The sequence below is a fragment of the Pseudomonas sp. NEEL19 genome, from assembly GCF_028751975.1.
Lineage (GTDB): Bacteria > Pseudomonadota > Gammaproteobacteria > Pseudomonadales > Pseudomonadaceae > Aquipseudomonas > Aquipseudomonas juntendi.
Genome location: NZ_CP081491.1, coordinates 2,720,882 through 2,742,582 on the forward strand (window position 1 = coordinate 2,720,882; position 21,701 = coordinate 2,742,582).

Consider the following 21,701-nt stretch of genomic DNA (forward strand, 5'->3'; position numbering starts at 1 on the left):
TTATTTGACTGAAAGAGGTTCGACATGCCGGGCGGCAAGCATGATCAAGCCCGACAGGAAGCAAGGCAGCGCGCCGAACCAGAGCGCCGCGCTGTGCCATTCACCGCCAGTGGACAACACGCTGGTAATCCCCAGCCCGGCGACGATGGCGCCGATCGGCCCCATGGCATGCACGATGGCGCCGCCTGTGGCACGGATACTGGTGGGGAAGCTCTCGCCCATGAAAAACAACATGGCGGAGTAAGGGCCGGTCAGGAAGAACAGGCCAAGGCTGTAGAAGGCGATGACCGTGACCAGGTCGCTGGGGCCCTGGATCATGGCGAAGAAGGCCAGGCCGCCACACATCCAGCCCAGCGCTACGGTATTGCGCCGGCCAATTCGGTCACCCAGCCAACCGTGAACCAGGTAGCCGATGAAGCCCACCAGGTTGGACAACACCAGGATCCACAAGGAGTTCTCGAACGACAGCTTGTGAACACTCACGATCACTGACGTGCCCAGCACGCTGAACACCTGGATAGCCGACCAGTTCAGCAGGATCGCCAGGCTCAAGACCACCGTCGGTCGCAGGGCCGCCCCACGGAAGGCAGCAGCAACACCGGCTTTGGCGTGCTCGTCGTAGTCGACGTTGTACTCGCGCGCCAGGCTGCGCGCGGCAGGTTCGTCGCCTGCTTTGCGCAACTGGTGGATGCGCTGATGCACCTGGAACTGGGGGCTTTCCTTGAGCTTGCGCGCCAGGATGGCAACTACCAGCGCAGGTACAGCGGCGAAGATGAAGCAACCCTGCCAGCCAATGTGCGGCAGCAACAATGCCGTCAGGCCTGCTGCGATCAACGCCCCAACCGGCCAGCCGCTTTGTACCAGGCTGTAGACGAAGCCGCGGCGCTTGATCAGTTTCGGGTCGGTCGACGCTGCGTACACCTCGGTCAGGTAGGTAGCGTTGACCCCTTCCTCGGCGTAACCCAGCCCTGCCACCGAACGCACGGCAATCAACGGCCCCTTGCCCATGCCGGCACACACCGCTGTCAGCGCAGAGCACAGTGCGGTGCCGCCAATGGTGAAGATGATCCCGCCACGGCGCCCGATCTTGTCCACCAGCGGCCCGACAATGAAGGCCACGACAGCGCCGCCGACCGCTACCCACGTGGCAATTTCCGCCTGTTCAGCTTCACTCCAGGTGAAATGCCCGCCCATGACCGGCAGCAGGGTGCCGAACAAGATGAAATCGTAAACTGCAAAAACCCAGGCGAAGAAAGCAATCCAGGTTGCGTATCTGACGTCTCTGGATTCCAGCTGTACCGGTTTCCAGGTACCAGGCTCGGTCACAGGAGCCGTGGTGGTGGCTTGCGTAGTGGTCATATCGGCGCTTCTCTTGTTTTGGATCCGCTTGAAAACGTGCTAACCGAAGCAGTGGCTCAACGCTTGCGCGGTTGGCGCCGGATAAAGTCGTCGGCGATTTCGTCCATGGTGACGAACTTCACACCTGGGTGGCTTTTCATGTGCTCGATAAGCCGCTCGAGCATGAGCAGCACCTGAGGCCGGCCGGACACATCGGGGTGAATGGTGATGGGGAATACCGCGTAGTCATTCTCCCGGTAGACCCAGTCGAACTGATCACGCCACATCTCTTCAAGGTGGCGCGGGTTGACGAAGCCGTGACTGTTGGGCGATTTCTTGATGAACATCATCGGCGGCAAGTCATCGAGGTACCAGTTGGCCGGGATCTCGACCAGATCGGTCTCTTCACCGCGCACCAAGGGCTTCATCCAGGTATCGGGGTGCTGGCTGTAATCGATTTTGCTCCAGCTGTCTTTCACTCGAACGTAGTAAGGGTGGAAGTCGTTGTGCATCAGGCTGTGGTCGTACTTGATGCCCTTCTTCAGCAGCAGTTCGTTGGTAACGTTGCTGAACTCCCACCACGGGGCCACATAGCCCGTGGGCCGCTTGCCTGCCAACCGGGTGATGATTTCAATCGACTTGTCCAGAACGATTTCTTCCTGTTCCGGCGTCATCGCGATCGGGTTCTCATGGCTGTACCCATGAATGCCCACTTCATGCCCCGCTTCCACCACCGCCTTCATCTGCTCGGGGAAGGTCTCCACCGAATGGCCCGGGATGAACCAGGTTGTGCGCAGGTCATATTGCTTGAACAGCTTGAGAAGACGCGGCGCGCCCACTTCGCCGGCAAACAGCCCACGCGAGATATCGTCGGGCGAATCCTCCCCCCCGTAGGAGCCCAGCCAACCGGCTACCGCGTCCACATCAACGCCAATCGATACAAAAATCTCTTTTGTCATTATCTCGACCTCTTGGTTATTCAATTGATTGCAGGCACGCCGCTGGCTGCCCGGTGGGCTGATTCAAAGCCCGGCGCGCACGTAGGGCTCGATCGCCAATGCAGCTCGCAGCAAGGCCTTGTCATTCCCACTCGAACTCGAAAGCAGCAGGCTGGTAGGTAGCCCTGCCTCCCCCGTGCCGCTTGGCAAAGCAACGCCAGGCATGTCCAACATGCTGCCCGGCATGGTCAGCCGCAGCGTTGCCAGGTTGGTGGCAACGAACAGCTCGGCGTCCTCTTCCAGCGGTGCCAGCAGTGGCGCCACATGGCCGACGGTCGGGGTTACCAGAAAGGCCCCGTCCAGCTCACATGCGATCTGTGCTTTCAGTGCTTCGGCAGCCTGGTACAGCAGCACTTGCTTGCTGGCTGGGTAGGCACGGGCGCCCTCCAGCCGCTTGCGCACCCGGGGGTCCAGTCGCTCGGCCTGCGGGCTGTCGAGCAGCCCTTGGTAAAGGGCAAAAGCCTCGGCGCCGCCCAGCCAACCGATTTGCTCGATCACGTCCAGTGCTTGCTGGAAGGCCGGGACAGCTTTGTGCTCGACCACCGCGCCGGCTGCAGCCAGCCGCTCCAGTGCCGCAACAAGGTTGGCCCTGACTTCTGGCTGAATGCGTGCGTCACCCAGCAGCTGCGCATCCACGCAAAGCTTGAGCCCGACGATGGGCAGGGCAACGGTATCGAGCGGCATGCCAAGCCGGTCGCCCAGCAGCAGGTTGTCGAGCACGATGGCATCGCGCACGCTACGGGTAATGGGCCCCAGCGAGTCGAGGGACCGTGCCAGGGGGGTGACCCCTTCGAATGAGTACCGCTTGGCACTGCTGCGGTAGCCGACCAAACCATTGAACGCCGCCGGCACCCGGATGGAGCCGGCAGTGTCGGTCGACATGGCGATAGGGGCCACACCTTGGGCGACCGCAATTGCCGACCCCGATGACGAGCCACCCGGCGCGCGTGCGGCACCGGCGAACTCCGGGTTGGTTGGCGTGCCGAAATGGGGGTTGAGGCCCAGCCCCGAATACGCCAGCTCACTGAGGTTGGCCTTTGCCACGCTGACCATGCCCGCCCGGCTGAGCGCCGTGGCCAGCGCGCAATCACGCGGCGCCGGTTGCGCGTGCAAGCGCACCTTCGCGCCTGCAGTGGTGATGTGGTCGGCCAGGTCGTACAGGTCTTTCCAGACGACCGGTACCCCATCGAACGCAGACAACGGTTGCCCAGCTTGCCAGCGGCACCTGGCCGCAGCCGCTTCGCGCAGCGCCCGCGCCTCGCACAGGGTGATGAATGCAGCCGGCACCTGCTGAGCGCTCACCAGTGCCGCTTCCATCGCAGTAACAGGGTCGTGGGTTCCCGCGGCAAACTGCCCGGCCAGGGAAAGCGCATCGGCACGCATGGCAAAACCCCTTAAATGTATATTTGTGTAATACGTACATTTGCATAAGCATGCGTCGTGCCAACCTTGTGCAGCGATTCATAGAAATGCGCGGATCCGTGTTTGCCAAGGGCTGGCGATGGCCCGCTGTAGCCAATCACGGTCGCGCCTATTAAATGTATGTTTTACTGGATGATACATTTTGGGGTGTTCGGTAACAGCCTGCCCCAAAACCGTTCACAGCAGTGTCACCGGCGACCGGTCACATCTCGCTTCGCTTGTGCGAAACTGGCCTCCCACGCTTCATGAGAACCCTCTGATGTCTGTTACCCAGCCCCTTGAAGACCGCCCGGCCTCTCGTTACGAGATCATCCGGAACACCCTGCGCGAGGCGATTCTGGGTGGGCAGACGGCGCCAGGGCTGGTGCTGGTGGAGGGGCCTTTGGCAGAACTCTTCGGCACCAGCCGGGTACCGGTTCGCCAGGCCCTGAACCTGCTGCATGAGGAAGGTCTGATCCGCCGCTTCGAGGGCCGGGGCTTTCTCGTCGACCCCCAGGGCACCAGCGAAACGCCGTTGCGCGCACCGCTCACGCGCAAGCTCCTGGGGCTGGAGCCACAAGAAGACCTGATCGATTACCGCCCGGTAGGTGAGCGAATTTACGACCATCTTGCCCAGACGGTCGTGCGGTTCATGGTCTTTGGTCATTACCGAATCGATGAGCAGAGTGCCGCCGAAGAACTCAACGTCAGCCGGAATGTCGTCAGGGAAGCGTTGATGCGATTGCGCGACAAAGGGCTGGTGGAAAAAGAGCCGTACTCGCAATGGCTCGCCGGCCCCCTGACGGCCCAGGCGGTCAAGCACGATTACGAGCTACGGATGCTGCTGGAGCCGGATGCCCTGCGCCAAGGCGTCGAGCATGTCAGCCGCAGTGATCTTGAAGCGATGCTGCACCGCGTAGTCAGTGCGCAGGCCGCCGGCCGTGATGTGAAGCGCGCCGACATCGAACAACTCGAGCAGGACCTGCATGTGGCCTGCATCGCCGGCGTGGCCAATACCCGCATGGCAGCAGTCATTCGCCAATGTCAGATCCCCATGAATGTCGGCCGGGTCTTGCACGAAGCCCTGCAGTCCAGCAATGACGAAGCCATGCTGGTGGAGCACCGCCTGGTCTTCGAAGCCTTGCTGTACGGCACCGTCGACACTGCCTGTTCATGCCTGCGTGACCACCTGTGCAAGGCCCGCGAACGGACCTTGCAGCGGCTCAAGGTGTTGTCGGTGCTGCCCGAACCTGACGCGCCGGGCTATCTGCAAAGGCTGGCCTGAGGCGTCGGCGGGCCTGCACCCTCCCCGCGTTAAAAAGCGTACCGGGTGCTGAACATGATATTGCGTGGCTCACCGTAGTAGCCGGTGAAGAAGGTCGGGTCCAGGGCGCTGAAATACTGCTTGTCGAACACGTTGTTGACGTTGACAGAAGCGCTCAGCTGCCGGGTGAAGTCATAACGCGCCATCACGTTGAACACGGCATACTGGTCCTGCGTCGCCTTGCCCTGGCTCGTCGTCACGCTCATGCCACTTTGCCAGTTCAGGCCCCCGCCGATGGTCAATGGGTTCAGGTCCCCTTGAAGACGGTAGGTCGTCCAGAGCTTTATCAAGTTAGCCGGTGCTTCGGTTCTGATGCGCTCATGGTCGGCATCCTTGGTAACGCTATGGCTGTAGCTTGCGCTGACATTCCAGTCCGGGAGCACTTCGCCAAAGATTTCCATGTCGATACCGCGCGTTTTCGCGCCGGCCACCGCGCGGTAGGCCGACTCGCGCACCGTGCCTTCCACGGTTTCGCCCGTGGGAACCCCCAGGTTGTCCTGTTTTATTTCATAAAGGGCAATGGCCGTGTTGACGCGGCCGTCGAAGAACTCGCTTTTCACGCCAACTTCGTAGTTGTCCCCTTCCCTCGGCTCCAGATTCCTGCCGTTTTGCTCTCGTAGGGCTTGAGGCTTGTAGATCGTCGTGTAGCTGGCGTACACCGAATGAATGTCGTCGAGGTCATACACCACCCCGGCATAAGGCGTTATGAAGCCGCTTTCACGGCTTTCGGCAGTGCTGGACGAACGCGTGTAAGGCGGGTTGTAGATAGCTTTCTTCTTGTAGCTGTAGTCACCGACACGGGCACCGACAATCAGCGACAGATCGTCCGCCGGCTTGAAGCGTGCCACCATGTACGCCGCATCCTGGCGAATCGTGGTGTCGTCGTTCATCAGTTTACCGACCGATGTCGGCCGCTCGGTGTCGTTGTCCCAGCTATGGATATTGGCCGGGCGCATCTCCAGGTCGTCATCGTCCGGGTCGCTGTAGTCCTTAAACTGCGAAGCGCTCAGGCCCAATACCAGTTCATGCTCGCGGCCCAGGAACTGGAACGGCCCCTGGGCCATGGCGTCGAGACCCAATTGGCGCTGGGAGCCATAGCCATCTCCCCCGTAAAGGTAGGCGCCCTCACCTGTTTCACGGTCAGGTGCCCCACCACTGAGCGAAGCCAGCGAATAGTCCCGGGTGCTGTACATGTTGTTCACCGCCACCTTCAGTTTCCAGTCGTTGGCCAGGCCGTGCTCGAGGGTCGCGAAGGTATTGAGCGTGTTCTGCTGGCGATAGCTCCAGCGCGCCCCGGCGTTGATGGAGCGTGGGAAGTCAGTCTGCCCGCCGTCGCTGTAGAACAACGGGAAGCTGGCGAAGGATACGCCACGCGGGTCATTCTTCTGGTAGTCGAAACCGACCGTCAGCAGCGTACTGTCGGTGAGGTCAGCTTCCAGAATGCCGTAATACGTTTGCTTCTCCTGCTGGTAGTGGTCGATAAAGCTGTTGCCCTGCTGGTAAGCCATGACAGCGCGGCCGCGCAAGCGCGCATCGGTGGTCAGCGGGCCAGACACATCCACTTCGGTGCGATACGTGTCCCACGAGCCTGCGCCGGCACTGACCGAGCCCTGGAACCCGGCGGTTGGCCGCTTGCGGACCAGGTTGACACTGCCAGAGGGGTCGCCGGCACCGGTCATCAAACCGGTGGCGCCCCTGACGATTTCGACCCGGTCATAGACCGAGGTATCGATCAGGCTCTGCGGGCTTGCGCTGGTTTGCACGATCAAGGTGGTCGGGATGCCATCGAACTGGTAACTGTCCAGGGCATACCCACGCGAATAGATGTTCACGCGTTCACTGTCGATGTTCTGCACGGAAAGGCCTGGCGTCTGTTTCAGCACATCGCTCAGTGTGGTGAGTTGCTGGTCTTCCATGCGCTGGCGCGTCATCACGCTGACCGTTTGCGGGGTTTCGCGCAATGACAAGGCAAGCTTGGTGGCGGCGTTGGTGGCACCCGTGGTGTAGGCGCCGGTCCCTTCCGTGATGGCGCCCAGGCCTGCTGCATCGATGGTGGTAGCGCCCAGCTGCAGGGCCCCGCCGGCTTCCATGCTGGCGAGTACGAACCGTTTTTCGCCAGCCTGCACAATGCGCAACCCGCTGCCCTGAAGCACATGGGCGAAGCCTTGCTCCACCTCGTAGCTACCGTGCAGCCCTGGCGAGCTCAAGCCCGCCGTTTGTTCCGAGCTGAAGGTGATCATCACGCCACTGGCGGCAGCGAGCTGACTCAAGGCGGCGGCCAACGTGCCAGCGGGGATGTCATAGTCGATCGGTTTGGCCCAGGCAGGCGTCACCGCCAATACGGCGCCAGTAAAGCACAGGGCCCGTGCTGTGGGTTGGCCGCAAAGGCCAGAAAAGAGGGGGCGTACTTGCATGAAAGGTTTCCTGTCAGCGTTGGCAATGGGTGCGTCTGATGCGCACATGCAGGTAGAGCCGAAACAGGAATGAAAATCTGTTACCCCTCTATGCAGAAAAATTCACCGTCATGCCGCCTGGCGCTCCAGCCTTACCCAGTAACGGGTCAGGCGGCGGACCCGAACCGGCAGTGAGGCCTCCAGGTTGGCCAGCGCGCCCTCGGTATCGTCGAGCAGAAAAGTGCCGGAGAGCCGCAGGCCGGCGATATCAGGCGAGCAGCTCAGCACACCGTGGCGATAGCGGGAGAGCTCGGCCAGTACCGCATCTAGGCGCCAGTCCACGGCAACCAGCATGCCGCGCGCCCACGCAGAGCCCTGCTCTGGCGCTGGCTGCAGGGGGCCTATGGTGGTAGCGCTGAAGCTCACCGCCTGCCCCGCTTCGGCGCGCAGTGCCTGGCCGAGGCCCAGTTGCGGCCTGACCCGCACGGCATGCGCTTGCACGGCAACCCGGGTAGTGCCATCGTCCTGACGCACCGTGAATCGGGTGCCGAGCGCCTCGACACGCCCCTGCGCAGTCTGCACGCTCAGGGCGCGAGGATCTTTTGCGGTATCGACCAGAATGGCACCTTGGCGCAACACGATCAGCCGTTGCTGGGCATCGAACAGCACATCCACACGCGTGGCGGTATCCAGCACCAGTACACTGCCATCGGCCAGCGTCAGCCGCTGCCGTTGGCCGACGCCCGTGCTGTAGTCGGCGGCGAAGGGCGAAGCCCGGTAGCCTGCCCAGCCGGTTGCACCGACCCCAAGCAGCACGACCAGCTGTTTGAGTACCGCCCTTCTATGCTGGCGTGCCTGCTCGATGGTGGTGGAGACCACGCCAGCGGGTGCCAGGCTCAAACGTTGTTGCAACCGCTCTACACGCTGCCAGGCTTGTGCATGCACGGGGTCGGCATCCAGCCAGGCCTGCCATTGCGCGCGGGTGGCCTGGGTGGCGCTGCTGTCATTGAGGCGAACATGCCATTCAACCGCCTGGGCCAGTACCTGGTTCATTCGCCGTCCATCAACAGGCAGTGCATCAGGCCCTTGGCCAAGTGCTTGCGCACGGTGCTGACCGACACATTGAAACGCTCGGCGGTCTTCTCATACGTCAGCCCATCCAGTTGCACAGCAAGGAATATTTGCCGTGTACGCAGCCCCAGGCCGTCGAGCATGCGGTCTATGGCCAGCAGGCTTTCCAGAATGATTGCCCGGGTCTCGGCACAGGGCGCATGAACGTCCGGCCTGGACGCCAATGCTTGCAGGTACGCCTGCTCCAGGCTGCGGCGGCGATACAGGTCGATGACCAACCCGCGCGCGATGGTCGCCAGGTAATGACGGGGTTGCTGCAGCGAATGGGCGGTGCGCGCGACCATTACCCGTACGAACGTGTCCTGGGCAAGATCGGCAGCATCCGCCGAATTACTCAAACGTTGGCGCAACCAGCCACGTAGCCAACCGTTGTGATCCTGATACAGCCTGTGCAGGTGTTGATGGTGCGTCGTTTCCGTGACCGATCCGGACATCTTGTTACCCACGCGAAAACGAGAATAGGAATTCATCGCGATTGTAATGGGCTTGTATCTCGCTGGGAAGCTGTGCACCACCGCTGGCGGGTAGTTCACTTGAGTGTGAGTAACACCCAATGAGGCTGCTGCGCAGCCCATCGCCGGCAAGCCAGCTTCCACAGGACCGTGCAATGCTTGAGGGCTGTGCTGTTCCTGTGGGAGCTGGCTTGCCGGCAATGGGGCACAGAACGGCCCCAATTGCTCTGTTGTGCGCAGTACGGATTAGCGGGCGACCCAACTTTCGACTTCATCCGCGCCGTATTGCTGCTTCCACTCTTTCAACTGTCGGTGATTGCCGCCTTTGGTCTCGATAACTTCGCCAGAGTGCGGATTCTTGTATTGTTTCACCTGTCGGGCACGACGCGGTGCTTTCGCTGTGGCCGCAGGGGCTGACTGGCGGTTGGCCTGCGGATCGAGCAAATTGATGATGTCACGCAGGCTGTAGCCATATTTGGCTAACAGGTCGCGCAGTTTTGTTTCGAACTCGATTTCTTTCTGCAGCTCAGACGACCCTTTCAGCGCCTCAAGTTCAGCCAATTGCTGGGCCAGTTTTTGTTCAAGCTGACGAAACTCTGCCAGACGCGACATGTACTTACTCCGAAGTGGGTGGGGTGTTAGTTAGAGAATCCTAACGCGGTTCAAGTTCAAACCCAAATGACAATGAACCCCACCCGTGTGCAACTTTCTGCACAGGTTTACGCTTTTACAAGGCTCTCGGCGCACGACATTCGCAACAGGGCATCCAGTCTTCACTGGTTGGCAATGCCAGGGGCGGCACGCAGGTAGGTTTCGTCATTCACCTGGTCGACAAGGAACTTGGCAAGATTGCCCCTGGATAACTTCATGCCGAGCTTGGCCTGCCCATACCAGCCCACTTGCACCTTGCTCTGGGCCGGGCCGTCCTTGAGGTTCGGTATGCGCACCAGCGTCCAGTCAAGGTCCGAGTGGGCGATCAGTTCACCAGTTGCCTTGATGTCTTCATAGGCTTTGCGCGTCAGCAACTTGAACAGCAGCACGAACGCATGTGCGTTGAACGCAAAGCGGTCCTTCGGATCACGATAGGCAGCCGTGGATATCTGCAAAAGGCGGCGCACACCTGCAAGTTTCATGGCCGCGATGATGTTGTGCAATCCGCGCATGACGGGCTTGTCGCCCTGCACCTTCAGGCTGTTGGGGCCCAGGGCACTGATCACTGCCTCGGCACCTTCCACGCACTTCGCAATGGCTGGCTGGTCTTGCAGGTCACCGACGACGACGCGTACCCGGCCCGCAAAAGCTTCCAGCTTGCTGGCGTCACGGGTGTAAACCGACAGGCTGTAGCCCCGCTTCAAGGCTTCCTCGATGATGAACCTGCCAGTGGGTCCGGTCGCGCCGAACAGCGCGATCCTTTTCTGCTCGTGCATGCTGCCTCCAGGTATAAAAAGGGTACCAGGTAACAAAGTTAGTGTGGGTTACCAACAGGTACAAAGGATGGTAGGGTGCCCTCTGTTTACGCACAAGAAGGCACAGGCATGTCACTTAGTCATCTGGATGTACCGCCAGACATGGCGGCCCCCGAGGCCGGCGGTTGCCTGGCCACCCGCAAGATCCTGGACCGCATCGGCGATAAATGGAGCCTTTACATCATTGCCGTGTTGGCCAACGGCCCCCGCCGCTTCAATGAGTTGAAGCGTGGCATCGACGGTATTTCGCAGCGGATGCTGACCCTGACCTTGCGCGGACTGGAGCGCGATGGGCTGATAACCCGCACGCTGTATCCCACCATTCCTCCGCGCGTCGATTACGACCTTACGGACTTGGGTAAAACCCTGCTGCAGCCCGTCATGGCACTGGTCAATTGGGCGAACGAGCATCAGCACGCCATCGTGCAAGCCCATGAACGCTTTGACCAGGCCACCGAGCCAAATCAGGTCCTGATCCAGGGCGTAGTCTACGAACGCCGGTGAGCGCCCAGCAAAGGCCCGTGCTTGAGCGCCAGGGCCCCATGCAGTGCGTGCGACAAAATGGCGCGCCACCGAACTTGAACTGCCGGTCACTGATACGGCTTAATGCGCGCGACGTTTCCATGGGTGATTCATGCTTTCACGAGCGCGTGCGCATCTCTGTCTGTTCGCCTGCTTCGCCGTGCTGTTCAACCTGCTGGCGATGCCGCTTGACCGTGCCTTGCAAACACCCCGCGTCGACAGCCAATCCCTGATTCTCGGTAGCTTTTGCAGCCTGCACGGTGCACAGAGCCTGCCCAAGTCACTGCTGGCCCAGCTCAAGGCCGAGCTGCCCCAACTCGGTGACCAGCCGGAAACGAAACACCAGGCGGGCGACTGCTGCTGTGGCCATGCCGGGCATAGCCTGCTGGCCAGCGACTACTATCGACACCTGTTCCCGCGGTTCTGGCCCGATGCGCTTCTGCTCGGTGACAGCCACAGGTTGCCACTGCCGCGTGAGCAGTGGCCAAAGCTCAACCCCCGCGCCTCTCCCCTGGCCTGACCCGTCGCTGATTGCCAACAGCTGCCCCGTGACCTGCGGTGTGCAGCCCTGCCCGACTGTCTAGCCAGGAAACTTTCCATGCCTGCGTTCCGTTGTACCGCACGTGCTGCCTTGCCCGTGCTCGCTTTGTTCAGCCTCAGCCCCCTGACACTGGCCGTGGCCGAAACACTGCCTGCTGAAAACTCCACCCTCACCCTTGGCGCGGTCAACGTGACCAGTACCGAAAGCGGCCCGCTGGCCACCAGCAGCGTGCTCAGTTCGGTGGATATCCTGGGCGGCGACATCCTCGAGAAAATGCCGGTGGCCTACAGCTGGGAGCTGTTCAGGCGCGCGCCCGGGGTGTTGCTGACCGAATTCAACCAGGGCACCACCTCGGGCAAGCTGTCGTTTCGCGGCTTCAATGGCGAAGGCGAAGTGAATGCCGTCAAGTTGCTGATCGATGGCATCCCCAGCAACACCAACGACGGCAACATGCCCTTCATCGACTCGGTGTTTCCCATGGACATCGACAGCATCGAGGTGGTGCGTGGTACCAGCGACCCCCGCTACGGCCTCAACAACATCGCCGGTAACGTCAATATCCACACCCGCACCGGGGGCAATTACAACAAGGCGCGCCTGCGCTACGGCAGCTTCAATACGCGTGAAGTGCAACTGGCCAAGGGCATCGAGGCCAGCAATTGGACGCAGAACTACTTCTTCGCTCGCCAGCAGGTTGATGGCTACCGTGACCATGCCGATACCGAGCGCTACAGCTTCGGCGGCAAATGGTTCTATACCCCCGACGATGGCAGCTACCGCCTTGGTCTGATTGCCCGTCACTACGAGTCAGAAGCTCAGGAGGCGGGCTACCTGACCGAGGATGACGCCCGCCATCATCCGCGCATGAGCAATGACTACAACGCCACGGACAAGGGGACGCGGCGGATGAACCAAGTCAGCGTGCACTTCGATACCGACCTGGCCGACACCTTGTCGTGGTCAGCCAAGACCTACCTCAATACCTTCGACGATCGTCGCTGGACTCAATACTGGGCTACCAGCTCGCAACAGGAACGAGACACCTACGAAGACCAGTACGGTGCCATTACCTCGTTGACCTGGCGGCCACAGGTGGACTGGCTGCACGCCTTCGCGCTGGAAGGTGGCAGCGATGTGCAAAAGCAACAGAACCGCAGCGAGCGCTATCGCACCGTGCAGCGTGTACGCCAGGCGCAGACCCGCGACCAGGACTTCGACTTCAACACGGTCGGTGCCTACGTGCAGGCGGAGATCGAGCCGTTCCCATCGTTGAAGATCGTGCCGGCCTATCGGGTGGACAAGATCAGCGGTGACTTCACCAACAAGATGACCGGGCAGGACTACGACATCAACGACTACGGGCTGATCAAGCAGCCCAAGCTCAGCATTGTCTATTCGCCCTGGAAGTTTGCCAGCGTCTACGCCAACTGGGGCCGCACCTTCCAGGTCGGGACCGGCGCCGCAGCCTACAAGGTGCCGCCGCGCAATGAGGACCTGGCCCCTTCGATCAACGAAGGCTGGGAAACCGGCATCAAGTTCACCCCGGCCAGCTGGGTCGATGGCCGCGTGGCCTACTGGCGTCAGGACGCCTCTGGCGAAGTGAGCCGTCGCCTGAACGACCCCAGCGGGGAGTCGGACAATGTTGGTGAGACACGGCGCTGGGGCTACGACCTGCAGGTCAACCTGCACCCGAGCGAACGCACCGAGATGTGGATGTCGTACTCATGGCAATATTCGAAGATCCTTGAGCCGAGCAGCGCCCTGCCTGGCAGCAAAGGCAAAGAGATCGACCATGTGCCGCACCACCTGTGGAATACCGGCATCAACTACCAGGCCACGCCTGCCCTGCAACTGAGCGCCTGGGCAAACGGCCAGACCCACTACTACCTGGAGCGCGAGAACACCCAAGGCACCTACGGTGGCTATGTGTTGCTGAACCTGGGGGCAACCTACCAGGTCAGTGCGTCGATGAGCGTGGACCTGCAGCTGAAAAACCTGACCAACCGCTATTACGAGTACGCCTGGTACGACCCGGATGGGGCGCACGCTTCGCTGCACGCCCCCGGTGACGGGCGCGCACTCTATGCCGGTGTGACGTTCGACTTCTGATGGCAAAGCGGGGCGGCCACGCTGGCCCCGAGCAGGCGAGCAGACGCTCGCCTGTGGCACGGCCAGCCTGTTACAGGCTCATGTTCAACGACACGAATGCCGAACGGCCTGGGGCGGGCGAGAACATGGGCTGGTCGTTGCCGCCCCAGAAGAAGTTGTCGTACCAGACATATTCATATTCGCGGCCCAGCAAGTTCTTCACCTGCAGATCCACGCTGGTGGACGGGGTGATCCGGTAACTCACGCTGGCATCCACGACCACGAAGCCACCGTACTTGCCCTGCTCGTTGAGCTCATCGATGTAGTAGCTACCCTGTGCCCGCCCCTGCGCGCCGAACTTCCAATCGTCATTGTAGCGGTACTCGACGCCCACATTGCTGATGTAGCGAGGGGTGGAAAACACTTCTTTTCCTGACAGCGACTGGCCGTTGGCAGCCAGGCCCTTGACCACTTTCGCCTCCTGAACCGCGTGGGACGCCCAGACCGTCCACTGTTCATCCAGCTGTGCGCTGATCTGCATGTCCACGCCACGGCGGCGGGTTTCGCCGAGCCCCACCGTGGTACCGGTGCTGGGCATGTTCGCGACTTCATCGGTCGCATCCTGCTGCCACAGCGCAAGCCGCGCCTGGGCACCCGGGAACGGCTGGAATTTCACCCCAACCTCCTTGCCCGTGTTGATGGACGGGTCGTACGAGGCTTGCCCGGGCAGCAGGTAAGCCGGTTCCGCCGATCCGGTGAGCACCTGGAAGGTGCGCCCCCAATTGGCGTAAACGTCGATTTCGGGGGTGAGGCTGTAGATCACGCTGAGTTTCGGTTGGCGGATCCAGCCATAGTCCTGCAGGGATGCCTTGGCGCCGCCGAGCACCTCGGTGTTGCCGGAGAATTTATCCACCCGCATGGCAGGGATGATCTTCAGCGCATCGGTAGGCTGAATGACCGCCTGCACGTACCCGCCAATATTGCGCAGGGTGTAAGCGTCGTCATTTTGCACGCGCGCCGGCGGCGCGTCGAAGTCGGTTGGCACACCGTAGTTGTAGCGCAGGCGACGGTACAGGTTGTCCTGCTCTTCGTAGTTGATGCCGCCATCGAGCGTCAGCAACTCGTTGGCGCGCCAGGTCAGGTTGCTGAGCATGCCGCGCTGCTGCTCGTCCCACTGGCGTCGCTGGCGAGGTGCGTTGCCAGGCCGGTAATCGGTGAAAGTGACAGTGCGGTCATCGTTGTAGCTGTTGTAGTACAGCTTGCTGCTCAAGCCAAGGTCATCGGCCAGCTGCCAGTCACTGTGCAAACTCACCTGCTTCATGTCGCGGTCGTCACCATCATTGCCGTTCTTGGCAGGTGACTGGGTGCGGCTGGCGTGCAGTTGGTCACGGGTGAGGAAGCCCGGCTCCTGGGCTTGGTGATGATAAAGCCGGGCAATCAGCCCGACACGGAAGGTCTGGTCATCGTTGTTGACAAACCATTTGCCGCCCAACGCATATTTGTTCGAGTTGCTGTGGTCGCGGTAGCCGTTGCTGTCCTGCTTGGCGAGCATGTAGTTCTGGGCGAAGTTGCCCTCCTCGTGGCCGACTGCCAACTGCACTTCACGGGTATCGAAGCTGCCGTAGGTCACCCGGCTATCGACATAGTTGCCGCCCTGGCGTGTGGCAAAGTTGATGTTGCCACCGATATTGTGCAGCCCATAACGCGGGTCGTTGGTACCGCGCACCACCTCGATGTATTCGATGTCCAACGGGAAAATCATGTCGATGAAGCGCTGGTTGCCGCTGTTGACGTTGCTTGGCACGCCATCGATCAACGTCTTGATGCCGTTGATGTAGCCCTCGCCGTTGAACGCACGGAAACTGACCTTGCCAGACTCTGCACCTTGGCCGGTTTCGGTCAACTGGATGCCTGGCATCTGCCCCAACAGCTGCCAGCTGTTCATCACGTTCTTGTCGCGCACCTGGTCGCTGCCAAGAACGTCGACCGAGGTCAGCACGTTTTCGGTGCTCAAGGCTACGCCAGCGGTCTGGGTGATGTTCACGTCACCGAGCGTGATGGTCGAGGTGCCGGTCTGTCCGGCGACAAGGTCAGGTGTGAACATTGCCGTGAAAATGGCAAACGATGCTTGGGGGAATCGCATTGAGAGTCCTGAGTCGGGCGTGGGTTGTTGTTTGGCAGACAAATGCGCGGCAAGGCCAAAGGCCAGTGCCGCGCTTATTTATGTTATACCATAACCTTTCGCGCCACTAGCGTTGGCTGCCGCTGCACGATCCCGCCTTGGTGCTGCGCCGCCTGCCCCAGCAGAACCGCCGGCTGCAGGCTGCTGGGGCCAGGCGGTTCTTGCCCATGCTAGGAAAGCTGACTTTTCTCCTGCCGAGCCTGAGCGTGCAGGCCTGCCAACACTTCCCCTGAGCGGGCCCCGGCTGTCTGCGCATTCTGCGCGTACAAACTGTTCCCCTGCGCATCAATGGCAACCACTGCCGGCCCCAGGCCGTTCACATTGATTCGTGAAAGCCGATAGTGCGTGACCATCTCCGGCCAGCCGACCTCGACAACCCGCTGAATCGCCCGGGACAGCAAGGTGCAGCCGCCACCCAGGAAGGACAGGTATACGCACCCGACCTTCCTCATTGCCTCGACGCTATGTTCATCCAGGCCACCTTTGCCGCCGACCACCCGAAGGCCGAAACCCTCGATCAAGGTTGGCATGTACGGGTTGAACCGGGTGCTGGTCGTGGGGTTGATGTAGAGCATCTCGAAATGCTCGCCCTCCCCTTGGCTGTAGCCCCCAAGATGAAAAAGCGCTTGGCCGCGCAACTCGACAGGGGGGGCCTCGCCGCTTTCCAGGCAGTGCATCAACCGCTGGTGCGTGGGCAGGCCGGCGGTGATCACCACGTCGCCGTCAACCACCACCAGGTCGCCGGCACGAAGGGAACGGATAGCGTGTTCATCAAATGGCGCTTGAAGCCGCTTCATAGGGCGTTCCTCACTCGAAATAATCGACGCGACCGTCCGGGTGGATCCGGGCGGAACGACGTCGGTTGATCCAGCAGTTGAAGCACACGGCCACCGGCGTGAAACCATGGCCGGACGCGTAATCCACGTGCACCGCCATGGCCGTGCTATCGCCGCCGGTACCCATGGGGCCGAACCCTGTGGCATTGACGGCTTGGCGCAAGCGTTCTTCCATGTCCGCCAGCACTGGCTCGGGGTTGGATGTTCCGATCTGGCGCAGCATGGCTTGCTTGGCCAGTTTCGCGGCGTAGTCGAAGGTGCCGCCAATCCCGACACCGATCACCACCGGAGGACAGTGCTGAGGGCCAGCCTTGAGGACCACTTCCATGACATACCGCTCGATGTCTTCGAGGCTTGGAAAGGTGAAGATTTCCAGTGCTGCCCAGCGCCCGGAGCCCAGGGCCTTGGGTGAACAGGTGATCTCGACGTAATCAGCGTCATCGATCAATTCGAAGGTGGTGATGGGCATGTCCTTGCCCGCGTAGCCACGCTCAAGAGTCAGTGGGTTGGTCACATGGGCCAGCATGGGTGGCTGGATGGTGGCGACGAGGTCGCTGAACCCATCGGTGATGGCCTGCTTCACCGGCCCATCGAAATTGACCTTGGTGCCAACCTTGACGAAATACACCGGCACGCCCGAGTCGGAGCAGACAAAATGGTTTTCCTCTTCCGCCGCGCGTGCGCTGGCGATCATGATGTCCAGGGTCTGGCTTGCGGTCTGATTGCGCTCCACGGCCTTCGCCTGGGCAAGCGCCCGCTTGGTGTCTTCAGGGATTTTCTTCAGCGAGCGCTCATAGAGTTCGGCAGTCACTTGGCGTAGCAAGTCCGACGAGATGGTACCCATTACAGGCTCCTCAGCATTTTTTTTGTAAGAAGCCAGGCAAGCCTGGCTTGAGGTGTTGCGTCAAACGCGTTCGAAGGCCAGCGCCAGGCCCTGGCCGACCCCAACGCACATCGTTGCCAGGCCGCGCCGGCCGCCCTGCTTTTCCAGGGCGTGAATGGCGGTCATCACCAGCCGTGCACCGCTCATGCCCAAGGGGTGACCGAGGGCGATGGCACCGCCATGCGGGTTCAGGTGCAGGGCGTCGTCGGCAATGTTCAATGCCCTGGCCACGGCCAGGCTCTGGCTGGCGAACGCCTCGTTGAGCTCAATGACATCGAAGTCGCCAATTTCCAGTTCAAGCCGGGCCAGCAGTTTCTGCACGGCTGGCACAGGCCCGATACCCATGACCCGTGGCGCCACCCCCGCGCTGGCCATGCCCAGCACCCGGGCACGTGGGGTGAGGCCATGGCGCTCGACCGCCGCTGCGCTGGCAAGGAACATGGCGGCTGCACCATCGTTCACACCCGACGCATTGCCTGCGGTTACGGTGTTGCCCGCACCGTTCACCGGTTTCAACGCCGAGAGTGCCTGCAGGGTGGTTTCCGGGCGCAGGTGCTCGTCCTGCTCGACGATCCGTTCGCCCTTGCGCTCACGCACGACCACAGGAACGATTTCTTCAGCGAAGAAACCACTGCGCTGCGCCTGCGCCGCGCGGGCCTGGCTACGGTTGGAAAAGGCATCCTGGTCTGCACGGGAAATACCGTATTGCGCGGCAACGTTGTCCGCGGTCTGCGGCATGCTGTCTACGCCATACTGCTCGGCCATGGCCGGGTTGACGAAGCGCCAGCCGATGGTGGTGTCCTCGATGCTCAGCGCACGGGAATACGCCGCTTCAGCCTTGCCCATTACAAACGGTGCCCTGGACATCGACTCGACGCCACCGGCAATGGCCAAGGCCATTTCGCCGCAGGCAATTGCCCGGTAGGCCGTACCAACTGCGTCCAGCCCCGAGGCGCACAGGCGGTTCAAGGTCACCCCCGGCACAGATGCCGGCAACCCGGCCAGCAGCGCGGCCATGCGCGCAACATTGCGGTTGTCCTCACCGGCCTGGTTGGCACAGCCCAGGAACACTTCCTCGATGGCCGTCAGGTCTACCCCAGGGTTGCGGGCGATCAACGCCTTGAGTGGAACAGCGGCCAGGTCATCCGCCCGCACGCCCGCCAGGGCTCCAGCAAAACGCCCGATTGGCGTACGGACGGCATCGCATATGAAAACATCACGCATGTGCATCGTTCCTGTGCAGATTCTGAAGCGAATCAGTTGGCTTTGACGACGGGCTTGCCGGCTTCAGCCGGGGTGCCCAGCAGGATCATCGCGGCGCCAGTCAGCATCAGCACGCCATAGGCGGCCTGGGATGCGGCCATGCTGCCGGTCAGATCGATCAACGCACCCACCAGCGCCGGCATGAACACGTTACCGACACCGGCCAGCGTGGTGACCAGGGCGATGCTGCCCGCTGCCGCCTTGCCGGTCAGCAGGCTGCCGGGCAATGTCCAGAACGGACCGGTCGCACCCAGAACCGATGCGGTGGCGACGATCAGCAGAATCACCGAGACAGTGGTGCTGGGTTGCAGAATGGCCAGGGTCAACCAGCCAAGCGCCGAAATGCTCAAGCAGATCGCCACATGCCAGCGGCGCTCCATGACCTTGTCCGAATGCTTGCCCACCAGGTACTGCGCGATCACACCCACCATGAACGGCAGTGCCGACAGCAGGCCGACATGGAACAGGTCGGTGATGCCCGTTTTGCGAATGATGGTCGGCACCCAGAATGCAGCCGCCACTGCGCCACTGAAAACCGCCAGTGCGGTGAACGCCAGCACATACACACGTTTGTCCTTGAACGCGCCCCAGAGGGAATGGTGTTCGTTGGCATTGCTGGTGTCATCTGCCGCCAACTCGTCGAGGATGACCTGGCGCTCCTGCTCGGACAGCCACTTGGCTTCCTTGGGCGAGTTGTCCAGCAACAGGTAGGTGGCGACGCCCATCACGCAGGCCGGCAGGCCGGCGACCAGGAACAGGATCTGCCAACCCTTCAGGCCGAACAAACCGTCAAGGTGCTGCATGATGCCGCCCGCCAGTGGCCCGCCGATCATGCCTGAAATAGGGATCGCAGCCATGAACATCGCCGTTACGCTGGCTCGGCGGTTACGCGGCACCCACAGCGTGAGGAACAGCAACACCCCCGGGAAGAAGCCCGCTTCGGCCACACCCAGCGCAAAGCGCAGGATGTAGAACATGGTTTCGCTTTGCATCATGGAGAACGCCGCACAGGCGATACCCCACATGATCATGATGCGCAGCACCGTCTTGCGAAAACCGATGCGCTGCAGCATCAGGTTGCTGGGGATCTCGAACAGGATATAGCCGACGAAGAAAATGCCGGCGCCGATGCCGTACACCATTTCGCCGAAACCAAGGTCAGTCATGAAGCCGAGCTTGGCGAAGCCGATGACGTTGCGGTCAATCAGTGCCAAGACGTAGCAGATCATGAGCAGTGGCAGGATCTTCCATTTCACACGAGCGAACGTCCGCTGGGCGAACTGTTCGTCGGTGTAAGCCTGGACGGCATCTGCACTTTCGCGCGCTGTGATCATTGTGGGTTGCCCTGTTGTTGTTATCGGTTTTGCCGTCACATGAGCGTGCCGCTCAGTGTACGGCTATCAGCCAAGCCCTGGGCGCTTGCTGTGGTCCCATGAGACCGCTGCACGACCTAAAAGTCAATAGGTCATTTTTATAGCCTATTGACTTTTAGGTCGTCCTCGCCGGTAATTGTGGTGGGCTGACGCGATGCCAGCCGATAGAAACGCCCCCACATAGGACAGGTAACAATGACAACAAACCTGAACCGGCAGCTGCTGACGCTGACCACACTTACCCTCGCCGTGTCGTCAGGCGTACAAGCCGCTTTTCTCGATGACAGCAAGACCTCGGTGGACTCCAGAACCTTCTATTTCCAGAACGATTACCGGGATGGCAGCGGCCAGAACCGCGTCGAAGAAAGTGCCCAGGGCCTGACCTTTCGCTTCCAGTCCGGCTACACCGAGGGCGACATTGGCCTGGGCCTGGATGCAGCACTGATGTACGGTTTCAAGCTCGACTCAGGTCCGCAGCGAAGCGGCTCTGGCCTGCTGCCGCGTAACGCCGAAAGCCGCCCGGGTGGCCCCAGCTATGCCCGCGAGTCACAGGACGAATACAGCAAACTGGCCCTCACCGCGAAGCTGAGGCTGTACCAGGACACGCAAGTGCTGGTCGGTACCATCAACCCGAGCCTGGGCGTGTTGCAGCCAAGCACCACCCGGCTGTTCCCCCAGGACTTCCGCGGCACCCAGGTCACCAACACCTCGATCAACGGGCTGACCCTGCGCGCCGGCAGGCTCGACCGTGCCCGCCACCGGGACTCCACCGATTATCAGGGCATCGGTATCGCCTACGCCAACGGGCAATACCCACGCACCGACAACCGCGACTTCAAATACGCCGCAGCAGACTACGCGCTGGGCAAGGATGTGGTGCTCAGTTACAACCTCGGTGAGCTGGAAGACGTCTACCGCCAACACTTCGTCGGCATCAAAGGCAAGTTGCCGGCGGGGCCGGGGCGCCTGGTCAGCGACATCAGGCTGTTCGCTTCCCAGGAAGCCGGCGCTGGCGACGCCGGCACTATCGACAATCGGGTGTACAGCGGGCTGTTCGGCTACGAGTGGAACGGCCACACGCTGCAGGCCGGCTACCAGAAGGTCGATGGCAAAGGCGCATACCCGCAGCTGGAAAATACAGCCACCTACCTGCACACCGAAATGATGCTGACCAACTTCGCCAAGCAGAACCAGGCTTCATGGCTGGCGCGCTATGACTACAACTTCGCGGCTGCCGGCCTTCCCGGGCTGATGCTGACCGTGCGCTATGTGAAAAGTGACAACGCCCAGGTCGTCGGGGTGCAGCAGGATGGCCGCGAGCGGGAACTGGATACCGATATCGGCTACGTGGTGCAAAGCGGCACGTTCAAGGACCTCGCCGTGCGCTGGCGCCATGGCGTGCTGCGCAGCAATTACCAGCGCAACAGCGACCAGGACCGCCTGATCGTCGACTACAGCTTCAAGTTCTGATCCAGCTCATTCCACCCTCCCCCACGCCGGCCACGCTCTG

The 21,701-nt window shown here is 61.4% G+C and carries 18 protein-coding genes; 5 read left to right on the top strand and 13 right to left on the bottom strand.

Going from position 1 to position 21,701, the window contains the following annotated elements; all coding sequences use genetic code 11:
• From K4A76_RS12035 to K4A76_RS12045, 3 genes are all read right to left on the bottom strand, one after another.
• Complete coding sequence (locus tag K4A76_RS12035; RefSeq protein ID WP_054911555.1) at positions 1-1,359, bottom strand: MFS transporter; 1,359 nt, start codon at positions 1,357-1,359, stop codon at positions 1-3.
• A 56-nt stretch (positions 1,360-1,415) separates the two neighbouring features.
• Entirely contained in the window at positions 1,416-2,297 is an 882-nt protein-coding gene (locus K4A76_RS12040; protein WP_009684840.1) for a polysaccharide deacetylase family protein, read from the bottom strand.
• 63 nt (positions 2,298-2,360) lie between these two features.
• Complete coding sequence (locus K4A76_RS12045; RefSeq protein ID WP_274410320.1) at positions 2,361-3,719, bottom strand: amidase; 1,359 nt, start codon at positions 3,717-3,719, stop codon at positions 2,361-2,363.
• Positions 3,720-4,017: 298 nt separating this feature from the next.
• Between K4A76_RS12045 and K4A76_RS12050 the strand changes: the two genes are divergently transcribed.
• Complete coding sequence (locus K4A76_RS12050) at positions 4,018-5,022, top strand: GntR family transcriptional regulator (protein WP_054911557.1); 1,005 nt, start codon at positions 4,018-4,020, stop codon at positions 5,020-5,022.
• Between the two features lie 29 nt (positions 5,023-5,051).
• On the opposite strand, the gene K4A76_RS12055 is transcribed toward K4A76_RS12050, so the two are convergent.
• The 5 genes from K4A76_RS12055 to K4A76_RS12075 all read right to left on the bottom strand — a co-directional run bounded on the left by K4A76_RS12055 (position 5,052) and on the right by K4A76_RS12075 (position 10,464).
• A complete protein-coding gene (locus K4A76_RS12055) occupies positions 5,052-7,475 on the bottom strand; it encodes a TonB-dependent siderophore receptor (RefSeq protein WP_274410321.1) in 2,424 nt (807 codons plus the stop codon).
• A gap of 108 nt (positions 7,476-7,583) precedes the next feature.
• A complete protein-coding gene (locus K4A76_RS12060; RefSeq protein ID WP_274410322.1) occupies positions 7,584-8,507 on the bottom strand; it encodes a FecR domain-containing protein in 924 nt (307 codons plus the stop codon).
• Positions 8,504-9,019: a sigma-70 family RNA polymerase sigma factor gene (locus K4A76_RS12065; protein WP_029886101.1), complete on the bottom strand. Its 516-nt coding sequence runs from the start codon at positions 9,017-9,019 to the stop codon at positions 8,504-8,506. The genes K4A76_RS12060 and K4A76_RS12065 overlap by 4 nt, the downstream gene beginning before the upstream one ends.
• 264 nt (positions 9,020-9,283) lie before the next feature.
• Positions 9,284-9,649: a histone-like nucleoid-structuring protein, MvaT/MvaU family gene (locus K4A76_RS12070; protein ID WP_054911559.1), complete on the bottom strand. Its 366-nt coding sequence runs from the start codon at positions 9,647-9,649 to the stop codon at positions 9,284-9,286.
• A 161-nt stretch (positions 9,650-9,810) separates the two neighbouring features.
• On the bottom strand, positions 9,811-10,464 hold the full coding sequence (locus K4A76_RS12075; RefSeq protein ID WP_274410323.1) for an NAD(P)-dependent oxidoreductase: 654 nt from the start codon (positions 10,462-10,464) through the stop codon (positions 9,811-9,813).
• 108 nt (positions 10,465-10,572) lie between these two features.
• Here K4A76_RS12075 and K4A76_RS12080 point away from each other — a divergent pair, with 108 nt between their 5' ends.
• The 3 genes from K4A76_RS12080 (at position 10,573) to K4A76_RS12090 (ending at position 13,675) form a co-directional block, all read left to right on the top strand.
• On the top strand, positions 10,573-11,007 hold the full coding sequence (locus K4A76_RS12080) for a winged helix-turn-helix transcriptional regulator (RefSeq protein WP_274410324.1): 435 nt from the start codon (positions 10,573-10,575) through the stop codon (positions 11,005-11,007).
• Between the two features lie 130 nt (positions 11,008-11,137).
• A complete protein-coding gene (locus K4A76_RS12085; RefSeq protein WP_110676438.1) occupies positions 11,138-11,545 on the top strand; it encodes a DUF2946 family protein in 408 nt (135 codons plus the stop codon).
• Positions 11,546-11,623: 78 nt separating this feature from the next.
• Positions 11,624-13,675 (top strand): TonB-dependent receptor, encoded by a 2,052-nt coding sequence (locus tag K4A76_RS12090; RefSeq protein WP_274410325.1) that lies wholly within the window; start codon positions 11,624-11,626, stop codon positions 13,673-13,675.
• Between the two features lie 70 nt (positions 13,676-13,745).
• Here K4A76_RS12090 and K4A76_RS12095 read toward each other — a convergent pair whose 3' ends face one another.
• The 5 genes from K4A76_RS12095 to K4A76_RS12115 form a co-directional block, all read right to left on the bottom strand.
• Positions 13,746-15,797 (bottom strand): TonB-dependent receptor, encoded by a 2,052-nt coding sequence (locus K4A76_RS12095; protein ID WP_125855652.1) that lies wholly within the window; start codon positions 15,795-15,797, stop codon positions 13,746-13,748.
• 209 nt (positions 15,798-16,006) lie between these two features.
• The gene (locus K4A76_RS12100; protein ID WP_110676444.1) at positions 16,007-16,633 is read right to left on the bottom strand and encodes a fumarate hydratase C-terminal domain-containing protein; all 627 of its coding nucleotides are present in this window, start codon (positions 16,631-16,633) and stop codon (positions 16,007-16,009) included.
• A 10-nt stretch (positions 16,634-16,643) separates the two neighbouring features.
• Positions 16,644-17,516: a fumarate hydratase gene (locus K4A76_RS12105; RefSeq protein ID WP_054911565.1), complete on the bottom strand. Its 873-nt coding sequence runs from the start codon at positions 17,514-17,516 to the stop codon at positions 16,644-16,646.
• Between the two features lie 60 nt (positions 17,517-17,576).
• Positions 17,577-18,779, bottom strand: a complete 1,203-nt coding sequence (gene pcaF, locus K4A76_RS12110) for a 3-oxoadipyl-CoA thiolase (RefSeq protein WP_110676446.1) — start codon at positions 18,777-18,779, stop codon at positions 17,577-17,579.
• A gap of 32 nt (positions 18,780-18,811) precedes the next feature.
• Positions 18,812-20,152 carry an MFS transporter gene (locus K4A76_RS12115; protein WP_054911567.1) on the bottom strand — a complete coding sequence of 447 codons (1,341 nt, stop codon included), beginning with the start codon at positions 20,150-20,152 and terminating at the stop codon, positions 18,812-18,814.
• Positions 20,153-20,386: 234 nt separating this feature from the next.
• On the opposite strand from K4A76_RS12115, the gene K4A76_RS12120 reads away from it, so the two are divergent.
• Positions 20,387-21,661 (top strand): OprD family outer membrane porin, encoded by a 1,275-nt coding sequence (locus tag K4A76_RS12120; RefSeq protein WP_274410326.1) that lies wholly within the window; start codon positions 20,387-20,389, stop codon positions 21,659-21,661.
• Positions 21,662-21,701 lie beyond the last annotated feature (40 nt).

Coding starts and splice junctions, on each gene's coding strand:
- K4A76_RS12035 (WP_054911555.1), bottom strand. CDS start 1,359: ATGACCACTACGCAAGCCACCACCACGGCTCCTGTGACCGAGCCTGGT.
- K4A76_RS12040 (WP_009684840.1), bottom strand. CDS start 2,297: ATGACAAAAGAGATTTTTGTATCGATTGGCGTTGATGTGGACGCGGTA.
- K4A76_RS12045 (WP_274410320.1), bottom strand. CDS start 3,719: ATGCGTGCCGATGCGCTTTCCCTGGCCGGGCAGTTTGCCGCGGGAACC.
- K4A76_RS12050 (WP_054911557.1), top strand. CDS start 4,018: ATGTCTGTTACCCAGCCCCTTGAAGACCGCCCGGCCTCTCGTTACGAG.
- K4A76_RS12055 (WP_274410321.1), bottom strand. CDS start 7,475: ATGCAAGTACGCCCCCTCTTTTCTGGCCTTTGCGGCCAACCCACAGCA.
- K4A76_RS12060 (WP_274410322.1), bottom strand. CDS start 8,507: ATGAACCAGGTACTGGCCCAGGCGGTTGAATGGCATGTTCGCCTCAAT.
- K4A76_RS12065 (WP_029886101.1), bottom strand. CDS start 9,019: ATGTCCGGATCGGTCACGGAAACGACGCACCATCAACACCTGCACAGG.
- K4A76_RS12070 (WP_054911559.1), bottom strand. CDS start 9,649: ATGTCGCGTCTGGCAGAGTTTCGTCAGCTTGAACAAAAACTGGCCCAG.
- K4A76_RS12075 (WP_274410323.1), bottom strand. CDS start 10,464: ATGCACGAGCAGAAAAGGATCGCGCTGTTCGGCGCGACCGGACCCACT.
- K4A76_RS12080 (WP_274410324.1), top strand. CDS start 10,573: ATGTCACTTAGTCATCTGGATGTACCGCCAGACATGGCGGCCCCCGAG.
- K4A76_RS12085 (WP_110676438.1), top strand. CDS start 11,138: ATGCTTTCACGAGCGCGTGCGCATCTCTGTCTGTTCGCCTGCTTCGCC.
- K4A76_RS12090 (WP_274410325.1), top strand. CDS start 11,624: ATGCCTGCGTTCCGTTGTACCGCACGTGCTGCCTTGCCCGTGCTCGCT.
- K4A76_RS12095 (WP_125855652.1), bottom strand. CDS start 15,797: ATGCGATTCCCCCAAGCATCGTTTGCCATTTTCACGGCAATGTTCACA.
- K4A76_RS12100 (WP_110676444.1), bottom strand. CDS start 16,633: ATGAAGCGGCTTCAAGCGCCATTTGATGAACACGCTATCCGTTCCCTT.
- K4A76_RS12105 (WP_054911565.1), bottom strand. CDS start 17,516: ATGGGTACCATCTCGTCGGACTTGCTACGCCAAGTGACTGCCGAACTC.
- pcaF (WP_110676446.1), bottom strand. CDS start 18,779: ATGCGTGATGTTTTCATATGCGATGCCGTCCGTACGCCAATCGGGCGT.
- K4A76_RS12115 (WP_054911567.1), bottom strand. CDS start 20,152: ATGATCACAGCGCGCGAAAGTGCAGATGCCGTCCAGGCTTACACCGAC.
- K4A76_RS12120 (WP_274410326.1), top strand. CDS start 20,387: ATGACAACAAACCTGAACCGGCAGCTGCTGACGCTGACCACACTTACC.